This window comes from Streptomyces cirratus (assembly GCF_014650775.1).
GTDB lineage: Bacteria > Actinomycetota > Actinomycetes > Streptomycetales > Streptomycetaceae > Streptomyces > Streptomyces cirratus.
In genome coordinates, this window is the sequence record NZ_BMVP01000001.1 from 314,570 (window position 1) to 329,465 (window position 14,896).

17 protein-coding genes and 1 riboswitch are annotated in these 14,896 nt (G+C 73.2%); of the genes, 10 read left to right on the forward strand and 7 right to left on the reverse strand.

Annotated elements, in window-relative coordinates; genetic code table 11:
* The first annotated feature begins 114 nt into the window (after nucleotides 1-114).
* The 3 genes from IE207_RS01450 to IE207_RS01460 all read left to right on the forward strand — a co-directional run bounded on the left by IE207_RS01450 (nucleotide 115) and on the right by IE207_RS01460 (nucleotide 2,672).
* Nucleotides 115-516: an SCO2097 family morphological protein gene (locus tag IE207_RS01450; protein ID WP_190182143.1), complete on the forward strand. Its 402-nt coding sequence runs from the start codon at nucleotides 115-117 to the stop codon at nucleotides 514-516.
* Between the two features lie 87 nt (nucleotides 517-603).
* Nucleotides 604-1,230 (forward strand): DUF4126 domain-containing protein, encoded by a 627-nt coding sequence (locus tag IE207_RS01455; RefSeq protein ID WP_190182144.1) that lies wholly within the window; start codon nucleotides 604-606, stop codon nucleotides 1,228-1,230.
* A gap of 44 nt (nucleotides 1,231-1,274) precedes the next feature.
* Complete coding sequence (locus tag IE207_RS01460; protein ID WP_190182145.1) at nucleotides 1,275-2,672, forward strand: phytoene desaturase family protein; 1,398 nt, start codon at nucleotides 1,275-1,277, stop codon at nucleotides 2,670-2,672.
* 55 nt (nucleotides 2,673-2,727) lie between these two features.
* Here the strand turns inward: IE207_RS01460 and IE207_RS01465 are convergent, their stop codons facing one another.
* The 5 genes from IE207_RS01465 to IE207_RS01485 form a co-directional block, all read right to left on the reverse strand.
* On the reverse strand, nucleotides 2,728-3,639 hold the full coding sequence (locus IE207_RS01465) for a hypothetical protein (protein WP_190182146.1): 912 nt from the start codon (nucleotides 3,637-3,639) through the stop codon (nucleotides 2,728-2,730).
* A gap of 50 nt (nucleotides 3,640-3,689) precedes the next feature.
* Nucleotides 3,690-4,604, reverse strand: a complete 915-nt coding sequence (gene metF / locus IE207_RS01470) for a methylenetetrahydrofolate reductase [NAD(P)H] (protein WP_190182147.1) — start codon at nucleotides 4,602-4,604, stop codon at nucleotides 3,690-3,692.
* A gap of 91 nt (nucleotides 4,605-4,695) precedes the next feature.
* Nucleotides 4,696-5,328 (reverse strand): thiamine phosphate synthase, encoded by a 633-nt coding sequence (thiE, locus tag IE207_RS01475; RefSeq protein ID WP_190182148.1) that lies wholly within the window; start codon nucleotides 5,326-5,328, stop codon nucleotides 4,696-4,698.
* 87 nt (nucleotides 5,329-5,415) lie between these two features.
* Nucleotides 5,416-5,781 (reverse strand): Rv2175c family DNA-binding protein, encoded by a 366-nt coding sequence (locus tag IE207_RS01480; protein ID WP_136215209.1) that lies wholly within the window; start codon nucleotides 5,779-5,781, stop codon nucleotides 5,416-5,418.
* Between the two features lie 81 nt (nucleotides 5,782-5,862).
* Nucleotides 5,863-7,083, reverse strand: coding sequence for an NAD(P)/FAD-dependent oxidoreductase (locus tag IE207_RS01485; protein WP_190182149.1), 1,221 nt, complete (start codon nucleotides 7,081-7,083; stop codon nucleotides 5,863-5,865).
* A gap of 91 nt (nucleotides 7,084-7,174) precedes the next feature.
* Nucleotides 7,175-7,287: riboswitch (TPP riboswitch) on the forward strand.
* Between IE207_RS01485 and thiO the strand changes: the two genes are divergently transcribed.
* The 6 genes from thiO (at nucleotide 7,285) to IE207_RS01515 (ending at nucleotide 13,257) form a co-directional block, all read left to right on the forward strand.
* Complete coding sequence (gene thiO, locus IE207_RS01490) at nucleotides 7,285-8,466, forward strand: glycine oxidase ThiO (RefSeq protein WP_190182150.1); 1,182 nt, start codon at nucleotides 7,285-7,287, stop codon at nucleotides 8,464-8,466. (Overlaps the previous riboswitch by 3 nt.)
* Entirely contained in the window at nucleotides 8,463-8,663 is a 201-nt protein-coding gene (gene thiS / locus IE207_RS01495; protein WP_190182151.1) for a sulfur carrier protein ThiS, read from the forward strand. Before thiO ends, thiS begins: the two co-directional genes overlap by 4 nt.
* Nucleotides 8,664-8,668: 5 nt before the next feature.
* A complete protein-coding gene (locus tag IE207_RS01500) occupies nucleotides 8,669-9,463 on the forward strand; it encodes a thiazole synthase (protein WP_190182152.1) in 795 nt (264 codons plus the stop codon).
* Between the two features lie 308 nt (nucleotides 9,464-9,771).
* A complete protein-coding gene (gene pknB, locus IE207_RS01505) occupies nucleotides 9,772-11,676 on the forward strand; it encodes a Stk1 family PASTA domain-containing Ser/Thr kinase (protein WP_190182153.1) in 1,905 nt (634 codons plus the stop codon).
* A gap of 78 nt (nucleotides 11,677-11,754) precedes the next feature.
* Nucleotides 11,755-12,621: a deoxyribonuclease IV gene (locus IE207_RS01510; RefSeq protein ID WP_190182727.1), complete on the forward strand. Its 867-nt coding sequence runs from the start codon at nucleotides 11,755-11,757 to the stop codon at nucleotides 12,619-12,621.
* Nucleotides 12,622-12,699: 78 nt separating this feature from the next.
* The gene (locus tag IE207_RS01515) at nucleotides 12,700-13,257 is read left to right on the forward strand and encodes a DUF4396 domain-containing protein (protein WP_190182154.1); all 558 of its coding nucleotides are present in this window, start codon (nucleotides 12,700-12,702) and stop codon (nucleotides 13,255-13,257) included.
* 32 nt (nucleotides 13,258-13,289) lie between these two features.
* On the opposite strand, the gene IE207_RS01520 is transcribed toward IE207_RS01515, so the two are convergent.
* A complete protein-coding gene (locus IE207_RS01520; RefSeq protein WP_190182155.1) occupies nucleotides 13,290-13,922 on the reverse strand; it encodes a sulfite oxidase-like oxidoreductase in 633 nt (210 codons plus the stop codon).
* A gap of 172 nt (nucleotides 13,923-14,094) precedes the next feature.
* On the opposite strand from IE207_RS01520, the gene bfr reads away from it, so the two are divergent.
* Nucleotides 14,095-14,574, forward strand: a complete 480-nt coding sequence (gene bfr, locus IE207_RS01525) for a bacterioferritin (protein ID WP_190182156.1) — start codon at nucleotides 14,095-14,097, stop codon at nucleotides 14,572-14,574.
* A 33-nt stretch (nucleotides 14,575-14,607) separates the two neighbouring features.
* Here bfr and IE207_RS01530 read toward each other — a convergent pair whose 3' ends face one another.
* On the reverse strand, nucleotides 14,608-14,865 hold the full coding sequence (locus IE207_RS01530; protein WP_190182157.1) for a (2Fe-2S)-binding protein: 258 nt from the start codon (nucleotides 14,863-14,865) through the stop codon (nucleotides 14,608-14,610).
* Nucleotides 14,866-14,896: the final 31 nt, after the last annotated feature.

Here is a 14,896-nt window from a genome sequence, read left to right on the forward strand (position 1 = left end):
CGGTGCATTTTCGAACCTGGCGCAGAGGGCGGGTGTCACGGGGGCGATTCCCCGCCTATCCTGAGAGGGACCCCTGGTCGCTCCCCCCGCGACCGACGGATGAGGAGGACTCCCGTGCCGCTCTCGGAGCACGAGCAGCGAATGCTCGAGCAGATGGAGCGAGCGCTGTACGCCGAAGATCCCAAGTTCGCGACAGCGCTTGAGGGAAGCGGGCTGCGCACGTACACCCGGCGACGGGTCTACCAGGCAGTCGCGGGCATTGTGGTGGGTATCGCGCTCCTCATGACCGGTGTGATCTGGCAGAGCGTGCTCTGGATCAGCGTGGTGGGATTCCTCGTCATGCTGGCCTGCACGGTTCTGGTCGTCACCGGTTGGCGCAAAGCACCCAAGCCCGGTGAGCAGCCCGTCTCCGGAAGTGCAGGTGGTTCGGCCCGCGGGCAGAACCGGCAGCGCCGGTCCATGATGGCCCGCATCGAGGAACGGTGGCAGCGCCGCCGCGACGAACAGGGACAGTGATCCTGCCCCCCGTTTGACATGAGTTGACTTCGAGAGGGACGGCCGCCGCGAGGTGGCCGTCCCTCTCCGCTGCGGCATGATGGCCCGATGACAGTGCTCCCCCTGGTCTTCACCAGCGGCTGGGCCAGCGGGATCAACGCCTACGCGGTGGTCCTCCTGCTCGGCGTCTTCGGCGCGACCGGGCTGAGCGACGACGTTCCCGCCTCCCTCCAGCGCCCCGACGTCCTGATCGCCGCGGCCGTGCTCTTCCTCTGCGAGGCGGTCGCCGACAAGATCCCGTACGTGGACTCGGTGTGGGACTCCGTCCACACGGTGGTCCGCCCCGTCGCGGGGGCGGTGGTCGGCGCCCTGCTGGCCGGGCAGAGCGGCTCGCTCTCCCACCTCGCGGCCGGCGCGATCGGCGGCTCCACCGCGCTCGCCAGCCACCTCGTCAAGGCGGGCACCCGCATGGCCGTCAACACCTCGCCGGAGCCGTTCAGCAACATCGTGCTCAGCACCGCCGAGGACCTGGGCGTGGCCGGCATCGTCACCTTCGCCATGTTCAACCCCCAGGCGGCCGCGGTCATCGCGGCCCTGCTGCTCGCCGCGGGCCTGGCCCTGGTGATCTACTTCTGGACCCGGATCCGCCGCTTCCTGCGCCGTCGGGCCCAGCGCCGCGAGGAGAGGCGGCTGGCCGCCGAAACCCGCCGGGCCACGGACGCACCTCCCCACTGACCTCGGTCGATCCGGTTCCCGCCCCGCTCGGTAGGCTCCACCGCATGGCACGAATTGCGGTGATCGGCGCCGGCATGGGCGCGATGGCGACGGCGGCCCGGCTGGCCGTGGCGGGCCACCAGGTGACGGTGTACGAACGCGGCTCCACCTACGGCGGCGCCGTCGGACGGTACGAACGCGACGGTTTCGCCTTCGACACCGGGCCCGGGCTGCTGCACCTGCCCGCCGTCTACCGCGACCTGTTCGTCAAGACCGGCAAGCGCCCCCTGGAGGAGTGCGTCGACCTCGTGCAGGTCGACCCGGCCGTTCGGCATGTGCTGCCCGACGGCACGGTGGTCACCTTGCCCAATGCCTCCCGCGGCGGTGCGGCCGCAGCCTTGGACCAGGCCTTCGGGGCCGGCGCCGGAGACCGCTGGAGCGATGTCCTGGGCCGCGCCCGGGACGCCTGGGACGCGACCCGGCGCCCCCTGCTGGAGGAGCCGCTGCGGCCCGACTGGCAGGTGCTGGGGGAGGATCCGTACCCCGCGCTGCGCAGGAGCGGCCTGCTGCGGCGCCGGCCGCCCACCCTGGCCGAAGTCGCGGCGCGCGAGCTGGGCGGCCCGCTCGGGGAGCTGCTCCGCGAGCGGGTGCTCGCGTACGGGCTGGACCCCGCGACAGCGCCCGCCTCCGCGGCGGTGCTGCCGTACATGGAGCAGACCTTCGGGAGCTGGTACGTGCGCGGCGGCCTGCGCGCGCTGGCCACGGCCGTCCACGAGCGGTGCCTTGAGCGGAAGGTGGGCTTCGTATTCGGCGCCGGGGTACGGGAGGTCGTGGAGCGGGACGGCCGGGCTGCCGGGCTGCTGCTGGCCGGCGGTGAGGTGGTGGAGGCCGACGCGGTCGTGTGCGGGGTGGACCCGAGGGCGCTGGCGATCCCGCTCGCGCCGGGTTCCCCGCCCGCCCGGAGCACCGCTCCGCGCGCCCGGTACACCCTGTTCCTCGCCCTGCGCGGGGCCCGCCCGGCGGACGCCGTGCACCGCACCCTGGCCGGGGGCGGCGTCACCGTGCTGCGCCCGGACGACCCGGCGGCGACGCCCGACGCGGGGCACGAGGCCGTCACCGTACAGGCCGTGGTGGCCCCCGGCTCGGCGCCCACGGCCGCCGGGCTGGTGGCGGCGGCCTCCCGCGCCGTGCCCGGGCTGCGGGAGCGGCTGCTGTGGCACGAGCTGCGCACCCCGGCCGACATCTCCGAAGCCACGGGTGCGGTGGACGGTGCGGTGCCGGCGCCCGCGCTGGCCGGGGCCGGCGGCCGGCTGCTGTACCCCGCGAACACCACCGCCCTGCCCGGGCTGTACCTCGCGGGCGGCTGGGCCCACCCGGGCGGCGGCCTCCCGCACGCCGGGATGACCGGAGCCCTGGTGGCCGGGCTCATCGTGGAGGGCGCCGGGTTCCGCGGCTCCCGCTAGCGGCCCCGGGACCCGGAGAGGCCCTGGAGAGGCCCTGGAGGGGCCCCGGGGCGGCTCAGTAGCGGTACTGCTCGTACCCGCCCGGGTCACCCTGGTACGGGTAACCCTGCGGCTGCTGGGGAGCCTGCTGGTCCTCCGGCGGGTAGGGCTGGGCGGCGTCGCGCTGCTGCGGCACCCAGACCCCGCCCGGCGGGGTGTCCATGGAGTACTGCTGGTGGCCGTAGTCGCCGTACGCGGTGTAGTCGTACTCCTGCTGCGGGGCGACGCCTCCGGTGCCGATGTACGGGTCCGAGTAGGCGGCGTAGACCTGCTGTTCGGCGCCCGGGTAGCCGGTGGAGTAGTCGTAGCCGCCCTGGCCCTGCGGGTCGTAGTACGCCGCGAACTGGTGGGCGTCCTGCTCGGCCGTGGTGAACGGCGAGGCGAAGGCGGCGCTCTCACCGGGGTGTTCGGAGTACGCCTGCGACTGGGGGGCGAAACTCTGTATCCCGTAGGAGCCGGTCTCCTCGGGCACGGGCTGCGGGGTGAAGACGTCCTCGTCCCCCGCGTCCGGCTCGTCCCGGTCGGCCGCGCGGCGCCCGGACGACGCCTCGTGGTCCGGGAGTTCGCCCTCGGCGCCGTACTCCAGCGCCGTCACCTCCAGCGCGGGCCCGGGGCGCGGGGGACGCGGAGCGCCGCCGCTGCGGCGCCGTCCGCCCTTGCGCACGGGCTCCCCGCCTCGGCGCAGCGCCCAGCCGGCGACGAAGCCCTTGCGGAAGGAGAGCGTCACCAGGGTCTGGCCCACCGCGAACGCGGCCGCCCCGATGGCGATGACCAGCACCGACGGCAGCACCACCCCGGCGACCACGCCGACGAACCCGGCGAAGGCGAGCAGGCGCCAGCGGAGCCGGGCCTTGTACTGCATCAGGACCTCGGCAAGCAGCCACAACGCGACGAAGCCGAACGCGATGTAGAGGACCGTCATTCCCATGCATGGCCCCTCTCGTACGGCCGACCGCGCGGGAAACGGGGGCCGGCCGATCAGGCCCGCTGGTGCAGACCCAGGTTTTCGTAGATCTCGAGAGTCGCCGTGGAATTGTTCAGCGTGATGAAGTGCAGCCCCGGGACACCCTCGGACAGCAGCCGCGCGCAGAACTCCGTGGCGAACTCGATGCCAATGGAGCGTACAGCGGCCGGGTCGTCCTTGACGGCGAGCATGCGGTCTTTTACCGCCCCGGGGAAGACGGCGTTGCTGAGCTGGGGCAGCCGGTCGAGCTGCTTGATCCCCACAACAGGCATGACCTCGGGGATGATCGGGGTCTCACAGCCCGCCTTCTGGACGCTGTCGCGCAGCCTCAGATAATTCTCCGGGTCGAAGAACATCTGCGTGATGGCATAGTCCGCGCCCGCACGGCACTTGTCCACGAAGTGCCGGATGTCCGAGTCCCAGTCCTGCGAGCGGGGGTGCATCTCGGGGAAGGCCGCGACGCCCACGCAGAAGTCGCCGGACTCCTTGAGGAGGCGCACCAGGTCGGCCGCGTAGTCCACGCCCTCCGGGTGCTTGACCCAGGGGCCCATGGGGTCGCCCGGCGGGTCGCCGCGCAGCGCGAGCATGTTGCGGATCCCGGCGTCGGCGAACTGCCCGATGACGTGGCGCAGCTCCGCGACGGAGTGGTCCACGGCGGTGAGGTGGGCGACGGGGGTCAAGGTGGTGTTCGCGGCGATCTGCTCGGTGGCGCGGACGGTGCCGCCGCGGGTGGAGCCGCCGGCCCCGTACGTCACGGAGACGAAGCTGGGGGCCACCGCCTCGATCCGGCGCAGGGCGTTCCAGAGGTTGCGCTCGCCCTTCTCGGTCTTGGGGGCCCAGAACTCGAAGGAGTACGAGCTCCCGGACGCGAGGAGGTCGCGGACCGTGTGTGCACGATCCGACCAGGTGGAAGCGGTACCAGAGGCCATACCGGCAGGTTAGACGCGGGGTGGCGCACCTCGTAGCACGGTCCACGTTTTGGACAGCGTTTTGGACAGCACTCCCGGCGGCGGTGGCGCGTCAGGCGCGCTCGCGGACCCGCTTGGCGAGTTCGGCGGCGGCGGCGCCGGGGTCGGTGGCCTCGGTGATGGCCCGTACGACCACGATCCGGGTGGCGCCGGCGTCGAGCACCTCGTCCAGGTTGGCGGCGTCGATACCGCCGATGGCGAACCAGGGGCGGTCCTGGCGCAGGGAGGCGGCGTACCGCACGAGGCCGAGGCCGGGGGCGTAGCGGCCGGGCTTCGTGGGGGTCGGCCAGCAGGGGCCGGTGCAGAAGTAGTCCACGCCGGGCTCGGCGGCGGCCGCGTCGACCTCGGATTCGGCGTGGCAGGAGCGGCCGACGAGGACGGACCCGCCGAGGATCGCGCGGGCGGCGGGCACGGGTATGTCGCCCTGGCCGAGGTGGAGCACGTCGGAGCCGATGGCGTGCGCGACGTCGGCACGGTCGTTGACGGCGAGCAGCTTGCCGTGGCGGCGGGCGGCGTCGGCGAAGACCCGCAGGTGCTCGAGTTCCTCGCCCGCTTCCATGCCCTTGTCGCGGAGCTGGACGATGTCCACGCCGCCGGCCAGGGCGGCGTCGAGGAACTCGGGGAGGTCGCCCTGCCGCTTGCGGGCGTCCGTGCACAGGTAGAGCCGGGCGTCGGACAGCAGCATGGGTGTACCCCCGTGGTGGTGGCGGTGTACGGGCCGCTCGGGCCCGTACACCGGGTGGATCAGTACGTCACTTCGTGCGCGGGTCGGTCAGAGGGCGAGCGCCTGAGCGCGGCGCTTCACCTCCGTGCCACGATTCTCGCTCAGCGCCTGGGCGGGGGTGCCGGGGAGGGTCGGGTCGGGGGTGAACATCCACTCCAGGATCTCCTCGTCGGAGAAGCCGTCGTCGCGGAGCACGGTCAGCAGACCGGTGAGGCCCTTGACGATCTTGTCGCCGTCGATGAAGGGGGCGGGGACCTGGAGGGAGCGGTTCTCACCGCGGCGCACCGCGAGCAGCTGACCTTCCTTGACCAGCTGGCGGACCCGGGTCACTTCGATGTCGAGCATCTCGGCGATGTCGGGGAGGTAGAGCCAGGCGGGGACAAGGGCATCGATCTTTGCGTCAATCTCGGTCACGGGCACAAGCCTGCCATCTCGGACTCGCCGCCGGTACCTGGACCACCCCGTCCGGGTCCCGACCCGCTCGGGCCGGGCCCGTCAGGCCACCGCCGACTTGAGCGGGGTGTCGGGGTCCGCGAGGGCGGCCGGCGTGAGCACCGCGCCCGCCTCGATCAGCCGGCGCCCCTGCGCCAGGTCGCGCGGCCGCCCGACCGCCAGGACCGCCACGAGCGCCCCGTCCCGCAGCCAGCACACCGACCAGGCCGCCCCTGCCGGGTCCCCGCGCCACACCATCTCGTCCGCCGCGCCGTGGTGCCCCGCGTACTGCACGAAGCGCCCGAACTGCTCCGACCAGAAGTACGGCACCGGGTCGTAGGCCGCCGCCGCTCCGCCGCCCACCACGTTCGCCGCGACCACCCTCGGGCCCTGGAGCGCGTTGTCCCAGTGGTGGACCAGCAGCCGCTCCGCGTAGCGCGCCGACGGGAACGAGGCGCAGTCCCCCACCGCGTACACGCCGGGCAGGGAGGTCCGCAGGTGGGCGTCGGCGGTGACCGACCCGTCCGGGCCCAGTTCGACCCCCGACCCGGCCAGCCAGTCCGTCGCGGGCCGCGCCCCGATGCCGACGACCACCGCGCCCGCATCGAGCGTCCGCCCGTCCGCCAGCTGGACCCGGCCCTCCTCCACGGACGCCACCCGCGCCCCGGTCAGCAGCCGCGCGCCCGCCTCCGCGTACCAGCGCCCCATCGGCTCGGCGACCTCCGCCGGCACGGCGCCCGCCAGGACCCGCTCCGCCGCCTCGACCACCGTCACCGCGCAGCCCGCCTCCCGGGCCGCCGTGGCGAACTCGGCGCCGATCCATCCGGCCCCGACCACCACCACCGCAGGCGCCGCCGCGAGCACGGGCCGCAGCCGGGCGGCGTCGTCCAGGGTGCGCAGCAGGTGCACGCCCGGGACCCCGTCGGAGCCCGGCAGGGTCAGCGGGCGCGCTCCCGTCGCCAGGACGAGGACGTCGTAGGGGACCGGACCCGCCTCCGTGTCCACTTCGCGGGCGCCGGCCCGTAGCCCGGTGACCTCCACGCCGAGCCGCAGTCCGATGCCGAGGGCCTCGAAATCCACGTCGAACGCGGAGTCCTCGGCCTTGCCGAGCAGTACCGCCTTGGACAGCGGAGGCCGGTCGTAGGGCTGGTGGGGCTCGGCTCCCAGGAGGGTCACGGGGCCGGTGAAACCCTGTTCCCGCAAGGCGACCGCGGTCTGCACCCCGGCCATTCCGGCACCCACGATGACGACGCCGCTCTGAGTCTGTTCCGTCTGCTCGCTCACGCCGACCAGCCTAATCATCTGACGTTTCATCAGGAACAGGCCCGGGGGAGGCAGCCTTACCCGGCGTGCGCCCCGGGGTTAGTCTGGCCACCGTACCTATCGCGGGAGTCCGGGCGCACCGGGCTGAGAGGGAGGCTGGCCGGCCTCCGACCGTACGAACCTGATCCGGGTCATGCCGGCGAAGGGAGGGGCTGGACGCCCATGCACTCATCTCGGAGGGGATCCCCGAAGGGGTCCGACGTCCTCGTCATCGGGGGCGGCATCATCGGCCTGGTCAGCGCCTGGCGGGCCGCCCGGCGCGGACTGCGCACCGTACTGGCCGATCCGGCCCCCGGTGGCGGCGCCGCCCAGGTCGCGGCGGGCATGCTCGCCGCCGTCACCGAACTGCACTACGGCGAGGAGACCCTGCTCGGGCTCAACGTCGCCTCCGCCGCCCGCTACCCGGAGTTCGCCGCCGAGCTCGCCGAGGCGAGCGGCGGCATGGACATCGGCTACCGCGCCTGCGGCACCCTCGCCGTGGCCCTCGACGCCGACGACCGCCTCCACCTGCGCGAGCTGCACGCCCTCCAGCGCCGCTGCGGCCTGGAGTCGCAGTGGCTGACCGGCCGCGAGTGCCGCCGTCTGGAGCCCATGCTCGCACCGGGCGTCCGCGGCGGCCTGCGGGTCGACGGTGACCACCAGGTGGATCCGCGCCGGCTGGCGGCGGCGCTGCTGGCCGCCTGCGAACGCGCCGGGGTCAGCGTGCACCGGGCGAGCGCCGCCCGGCTGCTCGTCGCGGGCGACCGGGCGACCGGGGCCCTGCTCGACGACGGTACGGAGCTCGGCGCCGGCCAGACGGTCCTTGCGGCGGGTTCCTTCTCCGGGCAGCTGCCCGGGGTGCCGCCGGAGGTGGACATTCCGGTGCGGCCGGTGAAGGGGCAGGTGCTGCGGCTGACGGTGCCGGCCCCGTACGCGCCGTTCCTGTCCCGGACCGTGCGTGCCGTCGTGCGCGGCAGCCACGTCTACCTCGTACCGCGCGAGAACGGCGAACTCGTCATCGGCGCGACCAGCGAGGAACTGGGCTGGGACACCACCGTCACCGCAGGAGGGGTCTACGAGCTGCTGCGCGACGCCCACGAGCTGGTGCCCGGCATCACCGAACTGCCGCTGACCGAGACCCGGGCGGGGCTGCGGCCCGGCTCCCCCGACAACGCCCCGCTGCTGGGCCCGACCGCGCTGCCGGGGCTGCACCTGGCCACGGGGCACTACCGCAACGGGGTGCTGCTGACCCCGCTCACCGGTGACGTGATGGCGGAGCTGCTGGCCACCGGCACGGTGCCGGAGCTCGCCCGTCCCTTCACCCCGGGCCGGTTCACCGAGGCACGTCAGGAGTCGTACGCATGACCATCTCCGTCAACGGCGAGCCGCGCGAGGTCGCGGCCGGCACCACGCTCGACGCGGTGGTCGCCATCTTGACCGCGGCCCCCAAGGGGGTGGCCGCGGCCCTCAACGAGACGGTCGTGCCGCGCGGGCAGTGGCCGCACACCGTGGTGGGCGACGGCGACCGGGTCGAGGTCCTGACCGCGGTGCAGGGGGGCTGACGGCCATGGCGGACGACGTCTTCACCCTCGGCGGCCGGACCTTCTCCTCGCGCCTGATCATGGGCACGGGCGGAGCCCCGAGCCTGGACGTGCTGGAGCGCGCCCTGGTCGCCTCCGGTACGGAGCTGACCACCGTGGCCATGCGCCGCCTGGACCCGACGGTGCAGGGCTCCGTCCTGTCCGTCCTGGACCGGCTCGGCATCGCGGTCCTGCCGAACACGGCGGGCTGCTTCACGGCGGGCGAGGCCGTGCTGACGGCGCGCCTCGCGCGGGAGGCGCTGGGCACCGACTGGATCAAGCTGGAGGTCGTCGCGGACGAACGCACCCTGCTGCCGGACGGCGTCGAGCTGCTGGACGCCGCCGAGATCCTGGTCGACGAGGGCTTCACGGTGCTGCCGTACACCAACGACGACCCGGTGCTGGCGCGGAAGCTGGAGGACGTGGGCTGCGCGGCGATCATGCCGCTGGGCTCGCCGATCGGCTCGGGGATGGGGATCCGCAACCCGCACAACTTCGAGCTGATCACGGAGCGGGCGGGCGTGCCGGTGATCCTGGACGCGGGGGCCGGTACGGCGTCGGACGCCGCGCTGGCGATGGAGCTGGGCTGCGCCGGGGTGATGCTGGCCTCGGCCGTGACCCGCGCGCAGGCGCCGGTGCTGATGGCGGCGGCGATGCGGGACGCGGTCTCGGCGGGCCGCCTCGCGTACCGCGCGGGCCGCATCCCCCAACGCCGCTTCGCGGAAGCCTCCTCCCCCACGGAGGGCCGCGCCACCCTCGACCCCGAACGCCCGGCGTTCTGACGGCCCGCCTGCCGAGGGGGGCGGGGCGGTGCCCTGCGCCGCTGCGCAGGCGCCCCCGGCTGCGCCGGCCCATGCGGGGCTCCGCCCCGCACCCCGCGCCTCGGACGCCGGCGGGGCTGGACTTTCCAGCCCGTCCGGCGTTCGAGGACCGGGTCCGGGCAGAGCCCGGTGAACGGGGGGAAGGGCGGGCAGGGGACGGCCCCGCGCAGCGGCACCGACCGGCGGGGCGGATCGGCCGGACGTCACAGCTGCGCTGCAAGGCGACCCGCACAGACGGCCGGCCCGGCGGGGGCTCGTAGAATCCCCGGGTGGACACGACCCTGGATGACCCCATCGTCGGGCAGACGCTCGACGGCCGCTACCGCATCGACGCCCGCATCGCGGCCGGCGGCATGGCCACGGTCTACCGCGCCCTCGACACCCGCCTCGACCGCGTCCTCGCGCTCAAGGTGATGCACCCGGCCCTCGCCGCGGACGCCGCCTTCGTCGAGCGGTTCATCCGCGAGGCCAAGTCCGTGGCCCGCCTCGCCCACCCCAACGTCGTCGCCGTCTTCGACCAGGGCACGGACGGCCCGTACACGTACCTGGCCATGGAGTACGTCTCCGGCTGCACCCTGCGCGACGTGCTCCGCCAGCGCGGCGCCCTCCAGCCGCGGGCCGCCCTCGACATCCTCGAACCGGTCCTCGCCGCCCTCGGTGCCGCGCACCGGGCCGGGTTCGTCCACCGCGACATGAAGCCCGAGAACGTCCTGATCGGTGACGACGGCCGGGTCAAGGTCGCCGACTTCGGTCTGGTCCGCAGCGTCGACACCGTCACCAGCACCACCGGCTCCGTCCTCGGCACCGTCTCCTACCTCGCCCCGGAGCAGATCGAGAACGGCGTCGCCGATACCCGCGTGGACGTCTACGCCTGCGGTGTCGTCTTCTACGAGATGCTCACCGGCTCCAAGCCGCACACCGGCGGCAGTCCCGCCCAGGTGCTCTACCAGCACCTCAACGAGGACGTCCCTCCCCCGTCGGCCGCCGTCCCGGGGCTGCCGGCCTCCCTGGACGGGCTCGTCGCGTGCGCCACCGCACGCGACCCGCAGCTGCGGCCCGCCGACGCCGCCGCGCTGCTGGGCCTGACGCTGGAGGCCCGCGCCGCGCTGGGCGAGGCGGAGCTGGACGCCGTACCGCCCCAGGCGCACGCCGGGGAACGGGCCGCGAGCGAGGACCGCACCAGCGTGATCCCCCGGCCCGTCGCCGCGGCCGCGGACCAGCCCGTCCAGCACACCTCCCGCCTGACGGCCCCGCCCCCGCCTGCGCCCCGGTCCCGCCGCCGGGCCCGGCCGGGCGGCCTGTACCTGGTCATCGCCGGGGTGCTGCTGGCCCTCGGTCTCGGCGCGGGCGTCTGGTACATCAACTCGGGCCAGTTCACGAAGGTGCCGAACCTCCTGGGCAAGACGGAGGAGCAGGCCCGTTCCGAGCTGTCGGCGGCCGGCCTCGGGGTGAAGGGGGTGGACCGCAAGTTCAGCGAGGCCTTCGACCGCGGCACGGTGATGAACACCGACCCCCAGGGCGGCAAGCGCATCCGCGGCAACGGCGCGGTGACGCTGACCATCTCCCGCGGCCCCGAGATCGTCAGCGTGCCCGCGCTCAAGGGCAAGGCCCTGGACGCCGCCAAGGCGGAGCTGACGTCGGCCGGTCTGGCGCCCGGCATCGTCACCCAGGCGTTCAGCCTGGACGTCCCCCAGGGCGCGGTGATCACCACCGACCCGGAGGGCGGGCAGAAGCGGGCCCCCGACACGGCGGTGGCGATCGTCGTCAGCAGGGGCCGGCCGATCCAGGTCCCGAACGTGGCCGGTCAGCCCGTGGAACAGGCGCGCGTCGCCCTCCAGGACCTCGGCCTCAAGGTGGAGACGGCGGCCGAGCAGGTCAACTCCCCCTCCCCCGCCGGTACGGTCGCCAACCAGTCGGCCGCCGCCGGCACCCAGGCCGCGGCGGGTGACACGGTGACGCTCACCGTTTCCAGGGGCCCGCGCCAGGTGCAGGTGCCGAACGTGACGGGCCAGGAGGCCGACGCGGCCCGCAGGGCGCTGGAGGCCCAGGGCTTCAAGGTGAAGGTGGAGCGGCCCTTCTTCGGTTTCAGCAACACGGTCGACGCGCAGTCGGTACCCGGCGGCCAGAGCGCGCCCGAGGGCAGCACGATCATCATCCGCACCAAGGGGCTGTAAGTGCACGCCGACCACAGCGTTGACCAGCGCGCCGAGCAGCGCGCCGAGCAGAACGCCGACGACAGGGCCCACCGGCGCGTGGCGCACCGCAACCCCGTCGGCGGGCACGTCCCCGTGGCCGGCGGGCTCGCCTCCGTCGGCCTGGCGTACGCCCGCGAGATGGGCGCCGAGGCCGTGCAGGTCTTCGTGGCCAACCCGCGCGGCTGGGCCACCCCGGCCGGCAATCCGGCGCAGGACGAGCTGTTCCGGGCCCAGTGCGCGGCCGGGTCCGTCCCGGCCTACGTACACGCGCCGTACCTGATCAACTTCGGCTCCCACACCGAGGCGACCGTCGAGAAGTCGGTGGAGTCCCTGCGGCACTCGTTGCGCCGCGCCCGTGCGATCGGCGCGCTCGGAGTGGTCGTACACACCGGCTCGGCCACCGGCGGGCGCCCGCGCGAGGCGGCGTACGCACAGGTCAGGCAGCACATGCTGCCGTTGCTGGAGGAACTGACGCACGACGACGACCCGTTCCTCCTGCTGGAGTCCACGGCCGGGCAGGGCTCCTCGCTGTGCTCGCGCACCTGGGACTTCGGCCCGTACTTCGAGGCGCTCGACCACCACCCGAAGCTCGGCATCTGCCTGGACACCTGCCACGTCTTCGCGGCGGGCCACGACCTGGCGGAGCCGGGCGGCGCCAAGCAGACGCTGGACCTGCTCGTGGACACGGTGGGCGAGGGCCGGCTCAAGCTGATCCACGCCAACGACTCCAAGGAGGGCGTCGGCGCCCACAAGGACCGGCACGCGAACATCGGCCGGGGCCACATCGGGCGGGACGCGTTCGGCGAGCTGTTCTCGCACCCCGCGACGGAGGGCGTACCGCTGATCATCGAGACGCCGGGCGGCAAGGAAGGTCATGCCGCGGACGTGGCCCTGCTGAAAGAGCTGCGCGGCGCCCACGCTTAAAGCATGGGGGAATACCCCTGGGGGGTATACGGTTCTGCTATCCGCAGGACCGTAATCCGACGTTCCCAGGGGGCTGCGATGGACCACGCACATCACGGGCATGCCGACCACGAGCCGCACGCCGGCCACGAACACCACAGCGGCCACGAGGCGCACACCGGCCATGAGCACCACAGCGGCCACGACAGCCACGGCGGCCCCGTCAGCTGGGCCATGGCCGCCAAGGCCACCCTCCACTGCCTCACCGGCTGCGCCATCGGTGAAGTACTCGGCATGATCATCGGAACCGCGCTCGGCTGGGGCAACCTGGCCACGATGATCGCGGCCATCGTCCTCGCGTTCTTCTTCGGCTACGCGCTCACCCTGCGCGGGATCCTCGGCGCGGGCGTGGACCTCCGTACGGCCGTCCGGGTGGCACTGGCCGCCGACACCCTCTCCATCGCCGTGATGGAACTGATCGACAACGGCGTGATCGCACTGTGGCCGGGCGCGATGGACGCCCACCTCTCGGAGGCGCTGTTCTGGGCGGCGCTCGCGCTCTCCCTCGCTCTCGCCTTCGTCGTGACCACCCCGGTCAACAAGTGGATGATCGGCCGCGGCAAGGGCCACGCGGTCGTCCACCGGTACCACCACTGAGCGGGCCGCCCGGCCGAACAGGGCGGCAGGGCCTATATCTCGGGCCCGTCGCCCGGCTCCTCCTGGTACGAGTAGCGCTGCTCGCGCCAGGGGTCGCCGATGTTGTGGTACCCCCGCTCCTCCCAGAAGCCCCGCCGGTCGGCGGTCATGTACTCCACGCCCCGGACCCACTTGGGCCCCTTCCAGGCGTACAGGTGGGGCACCACGAGCCGCAGCGGGAAACCGTGCTCGGCGGTCAGGAGTTCGCCACCCTGGTGGGTGGCGAAGACGGTCCGCTCGGAGGCGAAATCAGCCAGTCGCAGGTTCGAGCTGAACCCGTACTCGGCCCACACCATGACGTGCGTGACCTGCGGCGCCGGCGGAGCCAGTTCCAGGACCGTACGCGCGAGAACCCCGCCCCATTCGGCCCCCGGCATGCTGAACTTCGTCACGCAGTGCAGGTCCGCCACGACCGATTCGAACGGCAGGGCCGTGAACTCCTCGTGGTTCCAGCAGTGCTTTTCCCCGTCGGCCGTGGCCCCGAAGACGCGGAACTCCCAGCGGTCGGGCTTGAACTTGGGCACCGGCCCGTAGTGGGTGACCGGCCAGCCCCGCTGCAACCGCTGCCCCGGAGGGAGCTCGAACTGCTCTGCTCCCGGAAAATCCCGGCTTACCGGCTGACCCATGTCTCCATGGTGACAGACGCCGCAGGGTGGTCATGACCGGTCCCGGCCGATTCCGGCAAGTCGCTGCAACTCCGACTAAGGAGGTACTTACTGGACGGCCCTGGGTGGCGGTGGAAGGATGCGCGCACTGCCCAGTCACATAGCTGACACTGCTTTGGAAGGAGCCTTTGCGATGCAGGGCGACCCCGAGGTCCTTGAGTTTCTCAACGAGCAGCTGACCGGTGAGCTCACGGCCATCAACCAGTACTGGCTGCACTACCGCATCCAGGACAACAAGGGCTGGACGAAGCTCGCCCATTACACCCGTGCCGAATCCATCGACGAGATGAAGCACGCGGACAAGATCACCGAGCGCATCCTCATGCTCGACGGGCTGCCCAACTACCAGCGCCTCTTCCACGTGCGCGTCGGCCAGACGCTGACGGAGATGTTCCAGGCGGACCGGCAGGTCGAGGTCGAGGCGATCGACCGCCTGCGGCGCGGCATCGAGGTCATGCGCGGCAAGGGCGACGTCACCTCCGCCCGCCTCTTCGAGGAGATCCTGGCGGACGAGGAGCACCACATCGACTACCTCGACACGCAGCTGGAGCTCATCGAGAGCATCGGCGAGCCGCTGTACATCGCGCAGCAGATCGAGCAGCCGGAGAGCTGAGCCCTGCCGGTGCCGGCAGTGGCGTCCGGGCCGTCAGGCCACGTCGGCGAGAACGGGCGCTGCGGCGAGCGCGGGTTCCGCGGCCAGAACGGCCGCCGCCCGGCCCGTCTCCAGCAGCTCGCGCCGGGGGCACGCGCCGCGGCCGAGGATGCCCTGGATGGTGCGGACGCAGGAGCCGCAGTCGGTGCCGGCCTTGGTGGCCGAGGCGATCTGCCGGGGGGTGCAGGCCCCGGCCTCCGCGTGTTCCTTGACCTGCTTGTCGGTGATCCCGAAGCACGAGCAGACGTACACGCGGTTCACCTCCCGGGAGTGGACTGGGTCG